The sequence below is a fragment of the Acidovorax sp. K2F genome, from assembly GCF_025246485.1.
Lineage (GTDB): Bacteria > Pseudomonadota > Gammaproteobacteria > Burkholderiales > Burkholderiaceae_C > Acidovorax > Acidovorax delafieldii.
The window spans coordinates 63,600-80,003 of record NZ_JAOBSQ010000029.1; the positions used below are offsets into that span (position 1 = coordinate 63,600).

Sequence of the window (16,404 nt, forward strand, 5' to 3'; positions counted from 1 at the left end):
GCACCCACCTTGGTGGGAGTCCAGTGTCATGGGGGTAGCTATGCCTGGTCTCCAGTGGGTTTGGCACCATGAGCACGAATCTGCTGGAATTCGACCTCGACGGTCTGGCGGCGTTTTGCGAGCGGCTGGGGGAAAAGCGCTTCCGCGCCACCCAGCTGTTTCGTTGGGTTCATCAGCGCGGTGCCAGCGATTTCGACGCCATGAGCGACTTGGCCAAGGCCTTGCGTGACAAGCTCAAGGGCTGCGCGCAGGTCGAGTCACTGCCCGTTATTTCAGAGCATGTGTCCTCGGACGGCACTGTGAAGTGGCTGTTTGATGTGGGTGATGGCAACGCGGTGGAGGCCGTGTTCATCCCGGAGGATGATCGTGGAACCCTCTGTGTGTCATCGCAGGCGGGCTGCGCTGTCGGTTGCCGCTTCTGTTCTACAGGCCATCAGGGTTTCAGTCGCAATCTGACGACGGGTGAGATCGTCGCCCAGCTGTGGTTTGCAGAGCACTCCCTGCGCAAGCGCTTGCAGACTGAAGACCGTGTGATCTCGAATGTGGTCATGATGGGCATGGGGGAGCCGCTGCAAAACTATTCGGCATTAGTACCTGCGCTCAAAGTAATGCTGGACGATCACGGGTATGGCCTGTCGCGCCGCCGCGTGACGGTGTCTACATCGGGCGTCGTGCCCATGATGGACCGCCTTGCGCAAGACTGTCCCGTGGCATTGGCGGTGTCGCTGCACGCACCCAATGACCCACTGCGCGACAACCTTGTTCCGCTCAATCGCAAGTATCCGATCGAGGAGTTGCTGGACGCTTGCAACCGCTATTTGGCGCATGCACCCCGTGACTTCATCACGTTCGAATACTGCATGCTTGATGGTGTCAATGACCAGACGGAGCATGCGCGCCAACTGATCGAGTTGGTCAAGCGCAGTGGTATTCGCTGCAAGTTCAATCTGATTCCTTTTAATCCGTTTCCCGCATCAGGGCTGTTGCGGTCCCCGCAAAATCAGGTGCAGGCCTTTGCCAAGATACTCAGTGACGCGGGCATTATCACCACGGTGCGCAAGACGCGCGGTGATGACATTGACGCGGCGTGCGGTCAATTGGCTGGGGATGTCAAAGATCGTACCCGGGCCGCAGAACGCATGGCAAAGCAGCGCACAATCGTGCTCAAACCGGTGACTTGATCAGGCAGTTGGCAAACTTCAAGGAGGCTCTACATGGCGGGAATGGTTGGACGCTGGCAGCATATTGGCCGCTGGACACTCACGGCATGCAGTGCGGTGGTTTGCATATGGGCGCTCCAGGGGTGTGCAACAAACGCATCGTCTGCAGTCAGTGACGCCGATGCAGGCTTGGTGACTCCGTCCGATGAGCCTGAGTCGCGGCGCCGCGCTCGCATCCGGCTGGAGTTGGCCTCCAACTATTTTGAATTGGGGCAAACGGCGGTCGCACTGGATGAAGTCAAGCAGTCGCTGGCTGCAGATCCGTCTTATGCCGATGCTTTCAATCTTCGTGGCCTGATTTACATGCGCCTGAGTGACTATGCACAGGCCGAAGACAGTTTCCGCCGTGCCTTGTCGCTAAGGGCAAATGACTCCAACGTACTGCACAACTATGGCTGGCTGATGTGCCAGCAGCAAAAGTACGTGGAGGCCGACCAATATTTTGTCCGAGCCATTGCCAACCCCGCCTATACAGCGCGTGGCAAAACGTGGATGGCCCGTGGCCTGTGCCAGTCAGGGGCGGGACAGTTTCCCGAAGCGGAACAGTCTTTCTTGAAGGCCTATGAATTCGATGCTGCGAATCCGGTGGTCGGTTATCACCTCGCAGCGCTCTTGCTGCGGCGCAACGAGTTGTCGCGTGCGCAGTTTTACATTCGACGGCTCAACAACAGCGATTTCGCCAACTCTGAATCGTTGTGGCTGGGCATCAAGGTGGAGCGGGCTTTGGGCGACACCGTGGCAATGAGGCAACTGGCTGCTCAGTTGCGCAAGCGCTTCCCGGATTCCAGGGAGCTGGGTGCATACGAACGTGGGGCTTTCAATGAGTGAGGTGGTGGAGAGCGGAGTGACGGCGGGCGGCTTGCTCAAGGAGGCCCGGCAGGCGGCAGGCATGCACATCGCAGCCCTGGCGGTTGCGTTGAAAGTACCCGTCAGCAAGTTGGAAGCCCTGGAGGCAGATAACTACACAGTGCTGCCTGACACCGTATTTGTGCGCGCGCTGGCTTCGAGTGTTTGCCGTACCCTCAAAATTGACCCAGCGCCCATTTTGTCTTTGCTTCCCCAAAGTCAAAGTCCTCGTCTGTCTGTGGACAGCGCGGGTATCAATGCACCTGTGAAGGGTAGTGCCGGCAAATCTTCGTCGTCCTCTTCGGCGTCATTCGCGGGTTCAGGTTCCGGCTCGCGTTCGGTGGTGTTGGTCGTTCTTGCACTGTTGGTGGGAGCTGTGGTTTTGTTCTTTGTCCCTCGGCATTCCACGCCAGGGGATTCTTCCGATCCAGTGCCCGTTGCGGTGCCAGATGCTTTGCCGGCCAATGCCTCCGAGCCTGCACCTGCAGTGGTGCCACCAACGGTGGAGCGCCCCGCCGATGCATCTATTTCTGCATCGCCCGCCGCTGCTTCGGCGGCTTCGGTGCCTGTGTCTGCTGCGCCACCTGCCGCTGCACCTCCAGCGCCTGCTGCCGCTGGCAGTGGCGTGTCTGCGGGCGCTGTTTCGGCCGCTGATGGCGCGGCAGATGCTCCCTCCGGTCCCCTGGTGCTGCGCGCGCGCGGTGCGTCATGGGTGCAAGTTCGCGATGCCAATGGTGCACTGGCGTTGCAACGCAATCTGGCGGCGGGAGAGTCGGTATCGGTGTCGGCACCCACGCCCCTGGCAGTGATTGTCGGTCGCGCTGACGCGACGGAAGTGATTGTTCGAGGAAAGCCGTTTGATCTGACGGCAGTCGCCCGTGAAAACGTGGCGCGTTTCGAGGTGAAATAGTGGAAAACTCCCCGATTGATTTTGGGCCGGTGGCGATTGCTTCGCCCTTACCTAGACGTTCGCGCCAAGCGAAAGTTGTCTGGGGTTCGCGTGTGGTGACCGTGGGGGGGGATGCTCCCGTGCGCGTGCAGTCCATGACCAACACCGACACCGTCGATGCCATTGGGACCGCGATTCAGGTCAAGGAGCTCGCTCAGGCGGGGTCGGAGTTTGTCCGCATCACCGTTAATACGCCAGAAGCTGCTGCAGCGGTACCGTACATCCGAGAGCAACTGGATCGCATGGGTGAGAACGTTCCCTTGGTGGGCGATTTTCACTACAACGGACACCGCCTGCTCACCGAGTTTCCGGACTGCGCCCAGGCTTTGTCCAAGTACCGAATCAACCCTGGCAATGTGGGCAAAGGTGACAAGCGCGATAAGCAATTTGGTCAAATGATCGAGGCTGCCATGCGCTGGAACAAGGCTGTGCGCATCGGTGTCAACTGGGGCAGTCTCGATCAGGAGTTGCTGGCTGAGCTGATGGATACGAACAGCCGCCGCAGCAATCCATGGGAGGCTCGTCAGGTCATGTACGAGGCCCTCATCACATCGGCCATTGAATCTGCACGTCGTGCAGAGGCCATGGGGATGGACGGCAACCAGATCATCTTGTCGTGCAAAGTCAGCGGAGTGCAGGATCTGATTTCGGTGTACCGCGAGTTGGCACGCCGTTGCGACTACGCTTTGCACCTGGGTCTCACCGAAGCCGGTATGGGCACCAAGGGAACGGTTGCTTCGGCGGCCGCATTGTCTGTGCTGCTGCAAGAGGGTATTGGCGACACGATTCGTGTGTCGTTGACACCCCAGCCCGGCGAGGCGCGTACCCAAGAGGTGGTTGTGGCATCCGAAATCTTGCAGGCCTTGGGCATGCGGGTTTTTGTGCCCAGCGTTACCGCTTGCCCGGGATGTGGCCGTACCACCAGCACCACCTTTCAGGACCTGGCCAAGCAAATCGACGATTTCCTGCGTGCGCAAATGCCTGTGTGGCGCGTGCGTTATCCGGGTGTGGAATCGCTACGGGTTGCAGTTATGGGCTGCATCGTCAATGGCCCGGGTGAAAGCAAGCACGCAGACATTGGAATCAGTCTGCCGGGGACGGGTGAGGCGCCTGCCGCCCCTGTCTTCATTGATGGCGAGAAGGCAATGACCCTGCGCGGTGACGATATCGCCAATGAATTCCATCGCATCGTCGAGCAGTACATCGAAAAGCGTTTTGGCGCCGGGGTGTCTGCTGCTTGACCGGTAGTGCTGCAGCCACCCGCACCGTAAAGCCTCGGGAGGTGGTCTGTCCAGCTTATGTAAATTTCCGCCAGACATAGAAAAGAAGCGCTGTGAGTAACGAAAAAAGCAGTCCCTCGTCCAAACCAGAGAAGCTGGTTGCGGTGAAGGGCATGAACGACATCCTGCCTCCGGAATCTGCCCGTTGGGAGTGGCTGGAGGCCAAGGTGCGCGACCTGATGGCGCGCTACGCCTATCGCAATATCCGCACACCCATTGTCGAACCCACACCGTTGTTTGTACGCGGATTGGGCGAGGTCACCGACATTGTCGAGAAAGAGATGTACTCGTTTGAGGACCGTCTCAATGGGGAGCAGCTGACGCTTCGCCCCGAAGCGACAGCTGGTGTGGTGCGTGCGGTTGCAGAGCACTCCATGTTGTACGACGGCGGTAAGCGCCTGTACTACATGGGCCCCATGTTTCGTCATGAGCGTCCCCAACGCGGACGCTACCGCCAGTTTCACCAGATCGGCGCCGAGGCACTGGGGTTTCCGGGTGCCGAGGTCGATGCCGAGTTGATTCTTCTGGCGAGTGCTCTGTGGCGCGACCTTGGCCTGCAGAATGTGCGTCTCGAACTCAACAGTTTGGGGCAGCCGGACGAGCGCAAGGCTCACCGGGCTGCATTGATCGCGTATCTGGAACAGCACGTCGATGCTCTTGACGAGGAGGCGCGTCGGCGGCTGCACAGCAACCCTCTGCGCATCCTCGACACCAAGAATCCCGCGATGCAGTCGCTGGTGGAAGCAGCGCCTCGGCTGATTGACTTTTTGGGTCAGGAGTCTTTGGCGCATTTCAATGCCGTCAAGGCCATTCTTGATGCCAACGGGATAGCTTGGACTGTCAATCCTCGCCTGGTGCGTGGCATGGACTACTACAACCTCACTGTGTTCGAGTTTGTGACGGATCAGTTGGGCTCGCAGGGCACGATCTGCGGTGGGGGGCGCTACGACTACTTGATCGAACAAATCGGTGGCAAGGCCTCACCGGCGGTGGGTTGGGCGTTGGGGGTCGAAAGGGTACTGGAGTTGCTCAAGGAGCAGCAAAGTGCCACCCCTTTGCTGGTTCCGGACGTCTATGCCATTGTCCCTTCGGCGGCCGCGTTACCTCGGGCTGTGGCTACTGTCGAGCAATTGCGCCAACATGGTGTTCGTGTCCAGATGCACGCGGCCCCTTCGCTGGAGGGCATGGGCAGTATGAAATCGCAATTCAAGAAGGCTGATGCCAGTGGTGCAATGCACGCGCTGGTGTTTGGCGATGATGAGCTGTCTCGTGGCATGGTGACTGTCAAAGCCTTGCGTGATGGCGCAGGTGAGCAAATCGAGCGCCCGCTGGACTTGGTCGCGCAATGGTCGGCCACCCTACAATCCACCCGCTAACCCAATCACATTCCATGGCAAATCATCTCGACCTTGAAGAACAAGAGCAGCTAGACCAGCTCAAGCATTTTTGGAACACCTGGGGCACGTTGATCAGCTCCGTGGTCATTGTCGTTGCAGGTGCAGCGGCTGCTTGGAACGGTTACCAGTACTGGCAAACCCGGCAGGCCACGCAGGCGGCTGCGTTGTTTGATGCTGTGGATGTGGCTGCGCGGTCTGCCGATAACGTCCGCATGGAACAAGCTTTTGCCGATCTGAAGTCTAAATATGCAGGGACTGTCCAAGCTGGGCAGGCAGGCTTGACCCTCGCCAAGGCCATGCAGGGCACTGGTAATGTCGAAGGCGCCAAAGAGGCGCTTATGTGGGTTGCAGAACAATCGTCAGACGAGGGCCTCAAGGCCTTGGCCAAGTTGCGATTGGCTGGTGTGCTCATGGATCAAAAGAACTATGACGAAGCACTCAAGCAACTATCCAGCAGTTTCGCGCCGGAATTCTCCTCTGTTGTGGCGGACCGCAAGGGTGACGTCCTGATGCTCCAGGACAAGCGTCAGGACGCGATTGCTGAGTACACCAAGGCATATAAGGGGTTCGAAGACAGTGTCGAGTACCGCCGTCTGGTGGAAATCAAGCTGAACGCGCTGGGTGTCTCGCTGCAAGGTGTGAATGTGGCTTCTGCTGTCTCTTCAACCGCAACACCTGCGGAGTCCAAATAACCATGTCGTCGCTTATCAACGCAAGGTCAGGGCACCAATTTTTTGTGCGCGGTCTGGTGGTAGCACTAGTGGCTGCCACGTTGGCCGGTTGTTCTTTGTGGAGCGCCGACAAGTCTAAGCCTGTGCCTGCCGACCTCGGAGCCAATGTGGCCGTTCTGGGCGTGCGGCAAGCATGGACTGCGCGCCTTGGCAATGTGGCTGGATTGCCATTGGAGGTCCATGTTGCTGGCAATGTGGTGACCGTCGCGTCAGCTGATGGTGCGGTGGCAGCCCTGGATGCGCGTACGGGGGGGGATATCTGGCGAGCAGCGCTGGCTGAGCCTCTGTCTGCAGCTGTGGGTAGCGATGGCAAGTTCGCGGCGGTGGTCTCGCGTAACAATGCACTGATCGTTATTGATGGGGGGCGTGAGCGCTGGCGTGAGACGCTTGCTGCTCAGGTATTCACACCACCTCTAGTTGCAGGCGGTCGTGTTTTCGTGTTGTCGGCAGATCGATCCGTGTCTGCCTATGATTTGTCGACAGGTCGTCGTCTCTGGTCCCAGCAGCGCCCCGGCGAGCCTTTGATATTGCGCCAGGCTGGTGTCTTGACCGCTGTGGGTGACACGCTGGTGGTGGGGTTGTCAGGCCGTTTGGTCGGATTGAATCCTGACAATGGCAGTGTGCGATGGGAGACCCCCATTGCCAGCGCACGGGGCACCAATGATGTGGAGCGCCTTGTCGAGTTGGTGGGGCGCACCAGCCGTGTGGGAGAAACAGTGTGCGCTCGATCCTTTCAAGCTGCTGTGGGTTGTGTGAACACGGCAAGGGGAACGACCGTCTGGACGCAGCCTGCTAGCGGAGCAGAAGGCGTTCACGGCGATGCAGAGGCCATTTTTGGCTCTGAGAGCAATGGCACTCTTGTTGCGTGGCGCCGCGCGGATGGTTCACGCTTGTGGGGTATCGATCGACTTAAATACCGCAAACTCACGGCGCCGTTGCTTCTAGGGCGCTCGGTAGTCGTCGGTGACGACTCGGGTTTGGTGCATTTGCTGTCTCGTACAGATGGTTCGCCCCTGAACAGGCTGGCGACAGATGGGTCTGCCATCGCTGCTGCCCCAGTCGTGGCTGCAGATACCCTGGTGGTTGTTACCCGCAATGGCGGCATTTACGGATTCCGTCCAGATTGATCGGTCTTATTCAATGAAGCCAGTTATCGCCCTCGTGGGGCGTCCGAATGTCGGCAAGTCCACGCTCTTCAACCGTCTGACCAAGTCGCGTGACGCTATCGTCGCTGACTTTGCGGGACTTACGCGTGACCGGCACTACGGTAACGGCAAGCAGGGAAAACACGAGTACATCGTCATTGATACCGGTGGCTTCGAACCCGACGCTTCCAGCGGCATCTACCGCGAGATGGCCAAACAAACGCAGCAGGCCGTCGCAGAGGCGGACGTGGTGATTTTTGTGGTGGATGCCCGTGCAGGTGTTTCCGCGCAAGACCACGACATTGCCAATTACTTGCGTCGCTTGGGTAAGCCTTGCGTGCTCGTCGCCAACAAAGCGGAGGGCATGCTCCAGGGCGTCCAACTAGCGGAGTTCTATGAGCTGGGGCTGGGCGAGGTTTATCCTGTGTCTGCTGCGCACGGGCAGGGCATACGCAGTTTGGTTGACATTGCGCTGGAGCCGCTCAATCTGCCTGAGCCTGACGATTCGGATACGGCGTTGGACAAGGGCGTTATCAAGCTTGCCGTGGCGGGGCGCCCCAACGTGGGTAAATCCACTCTGATCAACACGTGGCTTGGCGAAGAGCGACTGGTGGCATTTGACATGCCCGGCACGACCCGCGATGCCATCACTGTGCCTTTTGAGCGCAATGGCCAGCGCTTTGAGTTGGTGGATACTGCAGGATTGCGCCGCAAGGGGAAGGTGTTTGAGGCTATCGAAAAATTCTCGGTAGTGAAAACGCTCCAAGCCATCGAGTCCGCAAATGTGGTGCTGTTATTGCTCGATGCCACCCAGGGGGTAACGGACCAGGATGCTCATATCGCGGGCTATATTCTGGAGAGTGGCCGCGCTGTGGTTCTGGCGGTGAACAAATGGGATGCCGTGGATGACTACCAACGACAGCTCTTGGAGCGCTCCATTGAGACGCGGCTAGCGTTCCTGAAGTTTGCTTCGTTGCACTTCATTTCCGCGAAGAAGCGTCAGGGGCTTGGCCCTCTATGGACATCTATTGCCCAGGCCCACCGGGCGGCCACCTGCAAGATGTCCACGCCAGTGCTCACCCGACTGCTGCTGGAGGCAGTTCAGTTCCAAAGCCCCAAGAGGGCGGGGATGTTCCGCCCCAAAATGCGATATGCGCACCAAGGCGGTATGAATCCGCCTGTGATCGTGATCCATGGTAACTCGCTGGAGCACGTGACCGATGCTTACAAGCGATTCTTGGAAGGGCGCTTCCGCAAGGAGTTTGATCTTGTGGGGACCCCTTTGCGCATTGAGATGAAAACCTCGCACAATCCTTTTGCGGACAAAGACGAGGCCTGACGACAAAGGCTCTTCAGTCGAGGGGCCATGTGTGTTAAAGCCAGAGCGTGCGTCTGGCTGTGGTAAGGTGCTGGTTTACAACAACACTTGAACACGGAGAATATCGTGAGCAATAAAGGCCAGCTTTTGCAAGACCCCTTCCTTAACGCATTGCGTCGGGAGCATGTTCCGGTGTCCATCTATTTGGTCAACGGGATCAAGCTACAGGGGCAAATCGAGTCTTTCGACCAGTATGTGGTGTTGCTGCGCAATACCGTGACGCAAATGGTTTACAAACACGCGATTTCTACGATCGTTCCGGGTCGGGCGGTCAATTTCTCTACCTCAGAAACCCCTGATGCTGACAACAGCAACCCTTGAGTTGTTGTCTGGTAGCGGGGCTCGCTTTCTGAGCGAGGTAGAGCAGAGAGAGGGTGGTTGGCTTTGAGTTCGGCTTCCGCATCCTCGTCCGCTATGACGCCGGTGTTGCTGGTGGGCGTTGATTTTGGTCTCCCCCACTTCGATGCTGAGTTGGAAGAATTGGGACTGCTCGCCCAGACGGCGGGTTTACGGCCTGTTGCTCGCATTACGTGCAAGCGGAAAGCGCCGGACGCGGCACTCTTTATTGGCTCTGGCAAAGCGGATGAAATTCGCACCTTGGCCCAGATGCATGGGGCATTGGAGGTGCTGTTTGACCAATCACTCAGCCCCGCGCAGCAGCGTAATCTGGAACGTCATATCGAGCTTCCGGTCAATGACCGCACGCTGTTGATTCTGGAGATCTTTGCGCAACGTGCGCGAAGCCACGAAGGCAAGCTTCAGGTTGAGCTCGCCAAGCTGCAGTATGTGAGTACACGGCTGGTGCGGCGCTGGTCTCACCTGGAGCGCCAAACTGGCGGTATCGGTGCCCGGGGCGGTCCGGGTGAAAAGCAGATCGAGCTGGATCGACGGATGATTGGTGACGCGATCAAGCGCACCAGAGAGCGCTTGATCAAGGTCAAGCGTCAGCGCTCCACGCAGCGGCGCCAGCGCGAGAGGCGCGATACCTTCAATATTTCGCTTGTTGGGTACACCAACGCGGGTAAGTCCACGCTTTTTAATGCTTTGGTGAAAGCGCGAGCGTATGCAGCGGATCAGCTTTTTGCCACGCTAGACACTACAACACGCCAGTTGTATTTGGCAGATGCGGCGCGATCTGTTTCTCTGTCCGATACGGTGGGCTTTATCCGGGATCTCCCGCACGGATTGGTGGATGCCTTTCAGGCTACGCTGCAAGAGGCTGTCGATGCAGATCTGCTGCTTCATGTGGTGGATGCTTCCAACCCGGATTTCCCGGAGCAGATGGCGCAGGTGGAGCGGGTGTTGCTGGAAATTGGTGCATCGGATATTCCGCAGATACTGGTGTTCAACAAGCTTGATGCATTGCCCGAAGAGCGACGCCCCTCCCTTCTGGTAGACCAATACGAAGTGGGGGGGCAGTCGCTTTCCCGTCTGTTCGTAAGTGCTCGATCTGGAGAAGGTCTTGATGATCTGCGCCGCGCTTTGGCCGATAGGTTGCTGGCTACGCGTGAGGATATGACCCCAGCAGACGCCCTTGAATTGCCGGATGTGTTGCCTTGATTGGGCACAATGCATGATCGAATGACGCCATCAGAGAACCAGAGATTTTGCGCATGAATTTTCATACTCGCACCCTACGCTGGGCTTCATTGCCGGACCGTATTCGGGGCATGTTCAATCTGAACGATCCACGCTGGGGTCGCGGGGATGATAAGTCGGAGGACGGTAGCGTGCGACCTGAGGATCGACCTGCAGCGCCACCCGCAGGTCAGAGGGGGGGGGATCAGCGGCCAAGCAATGGCCAGCAGCCGCCTGATCTCGACGAGCTCTGGCGTGACCTTAATCGCAAGCTTGGTAGTCTGTTCGGGGGAAAGAATGGTTCTGGCCGTGGCCCAGGAGGAGGGGCTGGCGGTGGCTTTCAACCTGATATGAAAAGCGCCGGTGTGGGTGTTGGCTTGATTGCTGGCATTGCGTTCGTGATCTGGATGGGCACAGGTTTCTTCATAGTGCAAGAAGGCCAGCAAGCCGTCATTACGCAATTCGGCAAGTACAAAAGCACAGTGGGTGCAGGTTTTAACTGGCGCTTGCCTTACCCAATTGAGCGTCATGAGCTCGTTTTTGTGACGCAAATTCGCTCCGCTGATGTGGGGAGGGACACGGTCATCAAAAGCACGGGCTTGAGAGAGTCCGCGATGCTGACCGAAGACGAAAACATCGTGGAGATCAAGTTTGCTGTTCAGTATCGCCTGAGCGATGCCAGGGCATGGCTTTTCGAAAGCAAGAATCCCTCAGATGCTGTGGTTCAAGCGGCGGAGACCGCTGTTCGCGAGGTGGTGGGCAAGATGCGCATGGACACGGCATTGGCTGAAGAGCGGGATCAGATTGCGCCTCGCGTTCGCGCGCTCATGCAGACCATATTGGACCGTTACAAAGTTGGGGTCGAAGTTGTTGGCATCAATTTGCAGCAGGGCGGTGTCCGGCCGCCTGAGCAGGTGCAGTCCTCCTTTGATGATGTCCTCAAAGCTGGACAGGAGCGCGAGCGTGCCAAAAACGAGGCACAGGCTTACGCGAATGATGTGATTCCACGCGCTGTGGGCTCTGCCTCTCGTCTGAACGAGGAGGCTGCTGCGTACAAGGCGAGGATCGTTGCACAGGCTCAAGGTGACTCGCAACGGTTTGCTTCTATTTTGGCGGAGTACCAGAAGGCTCCGCAGGTAACCCGTGATCGTATGTATCTGGACACGATGCAGCAGATTTATGGCAACGTGACCAAGGTGCTGGTGGAGTCGCGTCAAGGCTCCAATTTGCTGTACCTGCCGCTCGACAAAATTATGCAAGGCGTAGCAAGCGGGTCCGGAGCGCTGGATGCCCCTGCGGCCACCAGCTCGCCTCCAGCGGTGTCACCAGCAACGCCCGCACCAACCTTTTCGAATGACGCTCGCGCGCGCGACACCAGCCGCACCCGTGAACGTGAATCCCGCTAGGAGTAGTTCGTGAACAGAGTCGGTTTTATCGCATCTACCCTTCTGGTGGTGCTTGCTCTCATGAGCTCCATGCTTTTTGTTGTGGACCAGCGGCAGTTTGGAGTGTTGTATGCGCTGGGTCAGATCAAAGAAGTGATCACGGAGCCTGGCCTCAATTTCAAGCTGCCTCCTCCATTTCAGAACGTCACCTACATAGACAAGCGTTTGCTGACCTTGGACAGCACGGACACCGAGCCCATGTTGACTGCTGAAAAGCAGCGTGTCGTTATCGACTGGTATGTGCGCTGGCGCATTTCCGAGCCCACTGAGTACATTCGCAACGTTGGGCTGGATGAGACGGCGGGTGCCATGCAGCTCAATCGGGTGGTTCGCAATGCTTTCCAGGAGGAAATCAACAAGCGCACGGTGAAAGAGCTGCTCTCACTCAAACGCGAAGCGCTGATGGCTGATGTCAAGCGCGAAGTCTTGGAGACAGTTCGTGGTTCCAAGCCCTGGGGGGTTGATGTGGTGGATGTGCGTATTACCCGTGTTGATTACGTGGAAGCCATCACTGAATCTGTGTACCGGCGCATGGAAGCGGAGCGAAAGCGCGTGGCCAATGAGTTGCGCTCTACAGGTGCTGCAGAAGGCGAAAAGATTCGTGCAGACGCAGATCGTCAGCGCGAGATCACAATCGCCAATGCCTATCGGGATGCTCAAAAGCTGAAAGGTGAGGGCGACGCGGAAGCTGCCCGCATCTACGCCGAAGCGTTTGGCAAAGATCCTCAATTTGCCCAGTTTTATCGCAGTCTCGAGGCGTACAAGGGCAGTTTCAATAAGAAAAGTGATGTCATGGTGCTGGACCCATCGTCCTCTGACTTCTTCAAGGTCTTTCGCGGCTCAGCTTCTGCATCGGCGCATGTTGCTCCACGCAAGTAAACAAGTGGCGCTGGTTGTGAGAGGTGAATGATGTGGGACAGTCTTTGGACGGCATTTGCCTTGGTCCTGGTAATTGAGGGTTTTTTGCCTTTTTTGTCCCCCCAGGTCTGGAAACGTACGGTTGCGCAGATCGCTCAATTGCAGGATGGCCAAATACGCTTTTTCGCAACGTTGGCCCTTGCTGCAGGTCTTCTGATGCTTTGTTTCTGAACGCTGTCACACCCCTCGACTAGGAGATTCCTTGGGGAGTCTTGCCCGGTCCCGGTAGAATCACGGTTTTAACAGCCTCCCCTTTTCTCCATGTCTGCTTGGGTCCTTCCGGATCACATTGCCGATGTCTTGCCGTCTGAAGCGCGGCACATCGAAGAATTGCGTCGCGGGCTGCTTGATACAGCCCGCTGTTATGGTTATGAGTTAGTGATGCCCCCGCTGTTGGAGCATCTGGAATCTCTCCTTACGGGCACTGGCGAAGCGCTGGATCTGCAAACCTTCAAACTGGTGGATCAGCTATCTGGTCGTTCCATGGGGCTGCGAGCTGATACGACTCCGCAGGTTGCTCGCATTGATGCGCATTTGCTCAATCGCAAAGGTGTGACACGTCTTTGCTACTGTGGTCCTGTGTTGCACACGCGTCCTGACCGCCCGCATGCCACCCGCGAGCCTCTTCAGTTTGGTGCCGAAATCTATGGGCATACCGGGCTGGAGGCCGACCTTGAGGCTTTGCAGTTAGCTCGGGAGTGTTTGCGAGTTGCCAATGTACGCGACACAACCATTGATCTTGCGGACGTGCGTATCGTCCGCAGCCTGTTGGCTGGTGTGAGCGTGAGCCCTCAACTGCTCAGCGGCATTCATTCTGCTTTGGCGGCCAAGGATGCGGGAGAGTTGACAGTCTTGACGCGCGGCTTTCCTGAAGATTCTCGGCAAGGCCTTCTTGCTCTTGTCCAGTTATATGGAGACTCTGCTGTTCTGGCTGAGGCTAAAAATGCGCTGAAGCGCATTTCTGGTGTGTCTCAAGTGCTATCAAATTTGAAGTGGTTGGCGTCGCGTCTTGACGGAGCCTCTGTAACTTTCGACTTGGCTGATTTGCGTGGATATGCCTACTACAGCGGTGCGCGCTTCGCGATCTATGCGCCCGGTGCCAGCGATGCCCTGGTGCGCGGCGGCCGGTACGACGAGGTGGGGGCAGTGTTTGGCCGAAATCGTCCTGCGGCGGGATTCAGTTTGGACATCAAGCAGGTGGTTGGCGTGGTGCCCCCCCGTGCGCTGAAAGCCGCCATTCGTGCTCCTTGGGGCGAGGCCGCGGATGTGAATGCTGCGATTGGAGAGCTTCGGTCCGCCGGGGAAACAGTGGTGTGTGTTTTGCCAGGGCACGAGAGTGAGGTGGATGAGTTCCACTGTGATCGTGAACTGGTTCAGGTTGCGGGCCGTTGGGTCGTGCAGGCTGTTTGAGCAATTGTCATTTGAATTGGGTTTGAGATGAAAGCAACCAAAGGTCGCAACGTAGTGGTGGTCGGTACCCAGTGGGGCGACGAAGGCAAAGGCAAGTTGGTCGATTGGCTGACGGAGAGCGCTCAAGGGGTTGTGCGTTTCCAAGGGGGGCACAACGCTGGCCACACACTGGTGATCAATGGTGTGAAGACGGCGCTGCATTTGATCCCGAGCGGCATCATGCGCCCTGGGGTCAAGTGCTACATCGGCAATGGCGTGGTACTTTCTGCAGCGAAGTTGTTTGAGGAAATTGAGGGGCTTGAGAAAGCCGGTGTCGAGGTTCGTTCGCGCCTGCGTATCAGTGAGGCTTGCCCGCTGATCCTGCCTTTCCACGCGGCAATTGATGTTGCGCGTGAGGCGGCCCGAGAGCAGGGCGGGGCTGAGAAGATTGGTACCACCGGCCGTGGCATTGGTCCTGCTTACGAGGACAAGATTGCCCGTCGTGCCTTGCGCGTACAGGACTTGAAGTACCCTGAGCGATTTGCTTCCAAGCTGCGCGAATTACTGGATTTGCATAACCATGTACTGACCACGTACCTGGGCTCTGCAAAGTTCGTTTTTGGCGATGCGCTGAAGCCATACATCCAGGATGGCAAGGTGCAGTTTGATGTCGTGTACGCCGAAGCCATGCGCCATGCAGAGTTGCTGAAGCCTATGATGACTGATGTGTCGCGTGAACTCAATGAGGCCAATCGCGCGGGGGCCAATCTTCTCTTTGAGGGCGCTCAAGGGACCCTGCTGGATGTAGACCATGGCACATACCCGTATGTCACCTCCAGTAACTGCGTGGCGGGGAACGCTGCTGCGGGATCTGGCGTGGGTCCGGGCATGCTTCATTACATCCTCGGTATCACCAAGGCGTATTGCACCCGTGTGGGTGGCGGGCCTTTCCCTACAGAGTTGGATTGGGAAGTGCCTGGTACGCCCGGTTATCACATGAGCACGGTGGGCGCTGAAAAGGGAGTGACAACGGGGCGTAGCCGTCGCTGTGGCTGGTTTGATGCAGCTTTGTTGAAGCGCAGCGCTCAAGTCAATGGTCTTACTGGCCTTTGCATCACCAAGCTGGATGTGCTGGACGGGTTGAACGAGTTGTTGCTGTGCACGGGCTACGAACTCGACGGTCAGCGTATTGATTTGCTTCCCATGGGCGCAGAGGACATCGCTCGGTGCACGCCAATTTATGAAACGCTCCCTGGCTGGAGTGATTCCACCGTCGGGGTGACCGAGTACGACAAACTGCCCGAAAGTGCGCGCCGCTATCTTGAGCGCATTGAAGAAGTGACAGGGGTTCCGATCGACATGATCTCAACCAGTCCTGATCGCGACCATACGATCATGATGCGCCATCCTTACGTCGCTGTCTGACCTGTAGTTTGCCCTGCTGTCATCAAGTAAACGCCAATTGTTCAGGAATCATCCACTATGTTGACCGAAGACGGAAAACACCTCTATGTCAGCTATGACGAGTACCACAGCCTCATCGAAAAGTTGGCGCTGAAAGTTCATCAGTCGGGTTGGGAGTTCGATACCATTCTCTGTCTCGCGCGCGGTGGGTTGCGCCCAGGTGACATCCTCAGTCGGATCTTTGACAAGCCGTTAGCCATCATGTCTACGAGCTCCTACCGAGCCGAGGCAGGAACGGTGCAAGGACATCTTGATATTGCACGCTTTATCACCACGCCCAAGGGTGAAATTGCAGGGCGCGTGCTCTTGGTCGATGATCTGGCTGACTCAGGGCACACCTTGCACGCGGTGATCAACATGCTCAAGACCAATTACGCGCCCATTACCGAGCTACGTAGCGCCGTGATCTGGACGAAGGGTCTATCAACGTTTTCTCCAGATTACTCCGTGGAGTTTTTGCCAAGCAATCCCTGGATCCATCAGCCCTTTGAGGGCTACGACAGCCTGAGCCCGGAGAAGCTGCTAGAGAAATGGCGAGTTTGATTTTTCTTGCCAGTCCTGAAAGTCGTGCTATAGTTGAGGGCTTCGCTACTGAGGCCTGAGTGCAAAAGTGTTGGGGTCGATGGGGTGGTTTGTGGTGGTGCTTGGGTGCTGCGGCAGATGG

Annotated in this window: 16 protein-coding genes and 1 pseudogene; all 17 read left to right on the forward strand. The window is 57.5% G+C overall.

Going from position 1 to position 16,404, the window contains the following annotated elements; genetic code table 11:
• Positions 1-68 precede the first annotated feature (68 nt).
• The gene (rlmN, locus tag N4G42_RS09090; protein WP_260666934.1) at positions 69-1,181 is read left to right on the forward strand and encodes a 23S rRNA (adenine(2503)-C(2))-methyltransferase RlmN; all 1,113 of its coding nucleotides are present in this window, start codon (positions 69-71) and stop codon (positions 1,179-1,181) included.
• Between the two features lie 33 nt (positions 1,182-1,214).
• On the forward strand, positions 1,215-2,048 hold the full coding sequence (gene pilW, locus N4G42_RS09095; protein ID WP_056061981.1) for a type IV pilus biogenesis/stability protein PilW: 834 nt from the start codon (positions 1,215-1,217) through the stop codon (positions 2,046-2,048).
• A 61-nt stretch (positions 2,049-2,109) separates the two neighbouring features.
• Positions 2,110-2,205: pseudogene (locus tag N4G42_RS25660) on the forward strand (helix-turn-helix domain-containing protein); the annotation flags it as partial.
• Between the two features lie 303 nt (positions 2,206-2,508).
• Positions 2,509-2,976 (forward strand): RodZ domain-containing protein, encoded by a 468-nt coding sequence (locus tag N4G42_RS09105; protein WP_244303640.1) that lies wholly within the window; start codon positions 2,509-2,511, stop codon positions 2,974-2,976.
• Positions 2,976-4,256: a flavodoxin-dependent (E)-4-hydroxy-3-methylbut-2-enyl-diphosphate synthase gene (gene ispG, locus N4G42_RS09110; RefSeq protein WP_056061984.1), complete on the forward strand. Its 1,281-nt coding sequence runs from the start codon at positions 2,976-2,978 to the stop codon at positions 4,254-4,256. Before N4G42_RS09105 ends, ispG begins: the two co-directional genes overlap by 1 nt.
• 152 nt (positions 4,257-4,408) lie before the next feature.
• Positions 4,409-5,671, forward strand: a complete 1,263-nt coding sequence (gene hisS, locus N4G42_RS09115; RefSeq protein WP_260666942.1) for a histidine--tRNA ligase — start codon at positions 4,409-4,411, stop codon at positions 5,669-5,671.
• Between the two features lie 14 nt (positions 5,672-5,685).
• Positions 5,686-6,384 (forward strand): YfgM family protein, encoded by a 699-nt coding sequence (locus N4G42_RS09120; RefSeq protein WP_056743271.1) that lies wholly within the window; start codon positions 5,686-5,688, stop codon positions 6,382-6,384.
• 2 nt (positions 6,385-6,386) lie between these two features.
• Entirely contained in the window at positions 6,387-7,550 is a 1,164-nt protein-coding gene (bamB, locus tag N4G42_RS09125; RefSeq protein ID WP_260666935.1) for an outer membrane protein assembly factor BamB, read from the forward strand.
• 13 nt (positions 7,551-7,563) lie between these two features.
• Positions 7,564-8,907 (forward strand): ribosome biogenesis GTPase Der, encoded by a 1,344-nt coding sequence (gene der, locus N4G42_RS09130; RefSeq protein ID WP_056062205.1) that lies wholly within the window; start codon positions 7,564-7,566, stop codon positions 8,905-8,907.
• A gap of 105 nt (positions 8,908-9,012) precedes the next feature.
• Complete coding sequence (hfq, locus tag N4G42_RS09135; protein WP_108500281.1) at positions 9,013-9,267, forward strand: RNA chaperone Hfq; 255 nt, start codon at positions 9,013-9,015, stop codon at positions 9,265-9,267.
• 93 nt (positions 9,268-9,360) lie between these two features.
• Entirely contained in the window at positions 9,361-10,506 is a 1,146-nt protein-coding gene (gene hflX, locus N4G42_RS09140; protein ID WP_192418921.1) for a GTPase HflX, read from the forward strand.
• A 53-nt stretch (positions 10,507-10,559) separates the two neighbouring features.
• Positions 10,560-11,930 carry an FtsH protease activity modulator HflK gene (gene hflK / locus N4G42_RS09145; RefSeq protein ID WP_260666936.1) on the forward strand — a complete coding sequence of 457 codons (1,371 nt, stop codon included), beginning with the start codon at positions 10,560-10,562 and terminating at the stop codon, positions 11,928-11,930.
• A gap of 9 nt (positions 11,931-11,939) precedes the next feature.
• Complete coding sequence (gene hflC, locus N4G42_RS09150) at positions 11,940-12,848, forward strand: protease modulator HflC (protein WP_260666937.1); 909 nt, start codon at positions 11,940-11,942, stop codon at positions 12,846-12,848.
• Between the two features lie 30 nt (positions 12,849-12,878).
• Complete coding sequence (locus N4G42_RS09155; protein WP_313771902.1) at positions 12,879-13,058, forward strand: DUF2065 domain-containing protein; 180 nt, start codon at positions 12,879-12,881, stop codon at positions 13,056-13,058.
• 90 nt (positions 13,059-13,148) lie between these two features.
• Entirely contained in the window at positions 13,149-14,297 is a 1,149-nt protein-coding gene (locus N4G42_RS09160; protein ID WP_260666939.1) for an ATP phosphoribosyltransferase regulatory subunit, read from the forward strand.
• Positions 14,298-14,324: 27 nt separating this feature from the next.
• A complete protein-coding gene (locus N4G42_RS09165; RefSeq protein ID WP_260666940.1) occupies positions 14,325-15,701 on the forward strand; it encodes an adenylosuccinate synthase in 1,377 nt (458 codons plus the stop codon).
• A 57-nt stretch (positions 15,702-15,758) separates the two neighbouring features.
• The gene (locus tag N4G42_RS09170) at positions 15,759-16,283 is read left to right on the forward strand and encodes a phosphoribosyltransferase (RefSeq protein WP_060986468.1); all 525 of its coding nucleotides are present in this window, start codon (positions 15,759-15,761) and stop codon (positions 16,281-16,283) included.
• Positions 16,284-16,404: the final 121 nt, after the last annotated feature.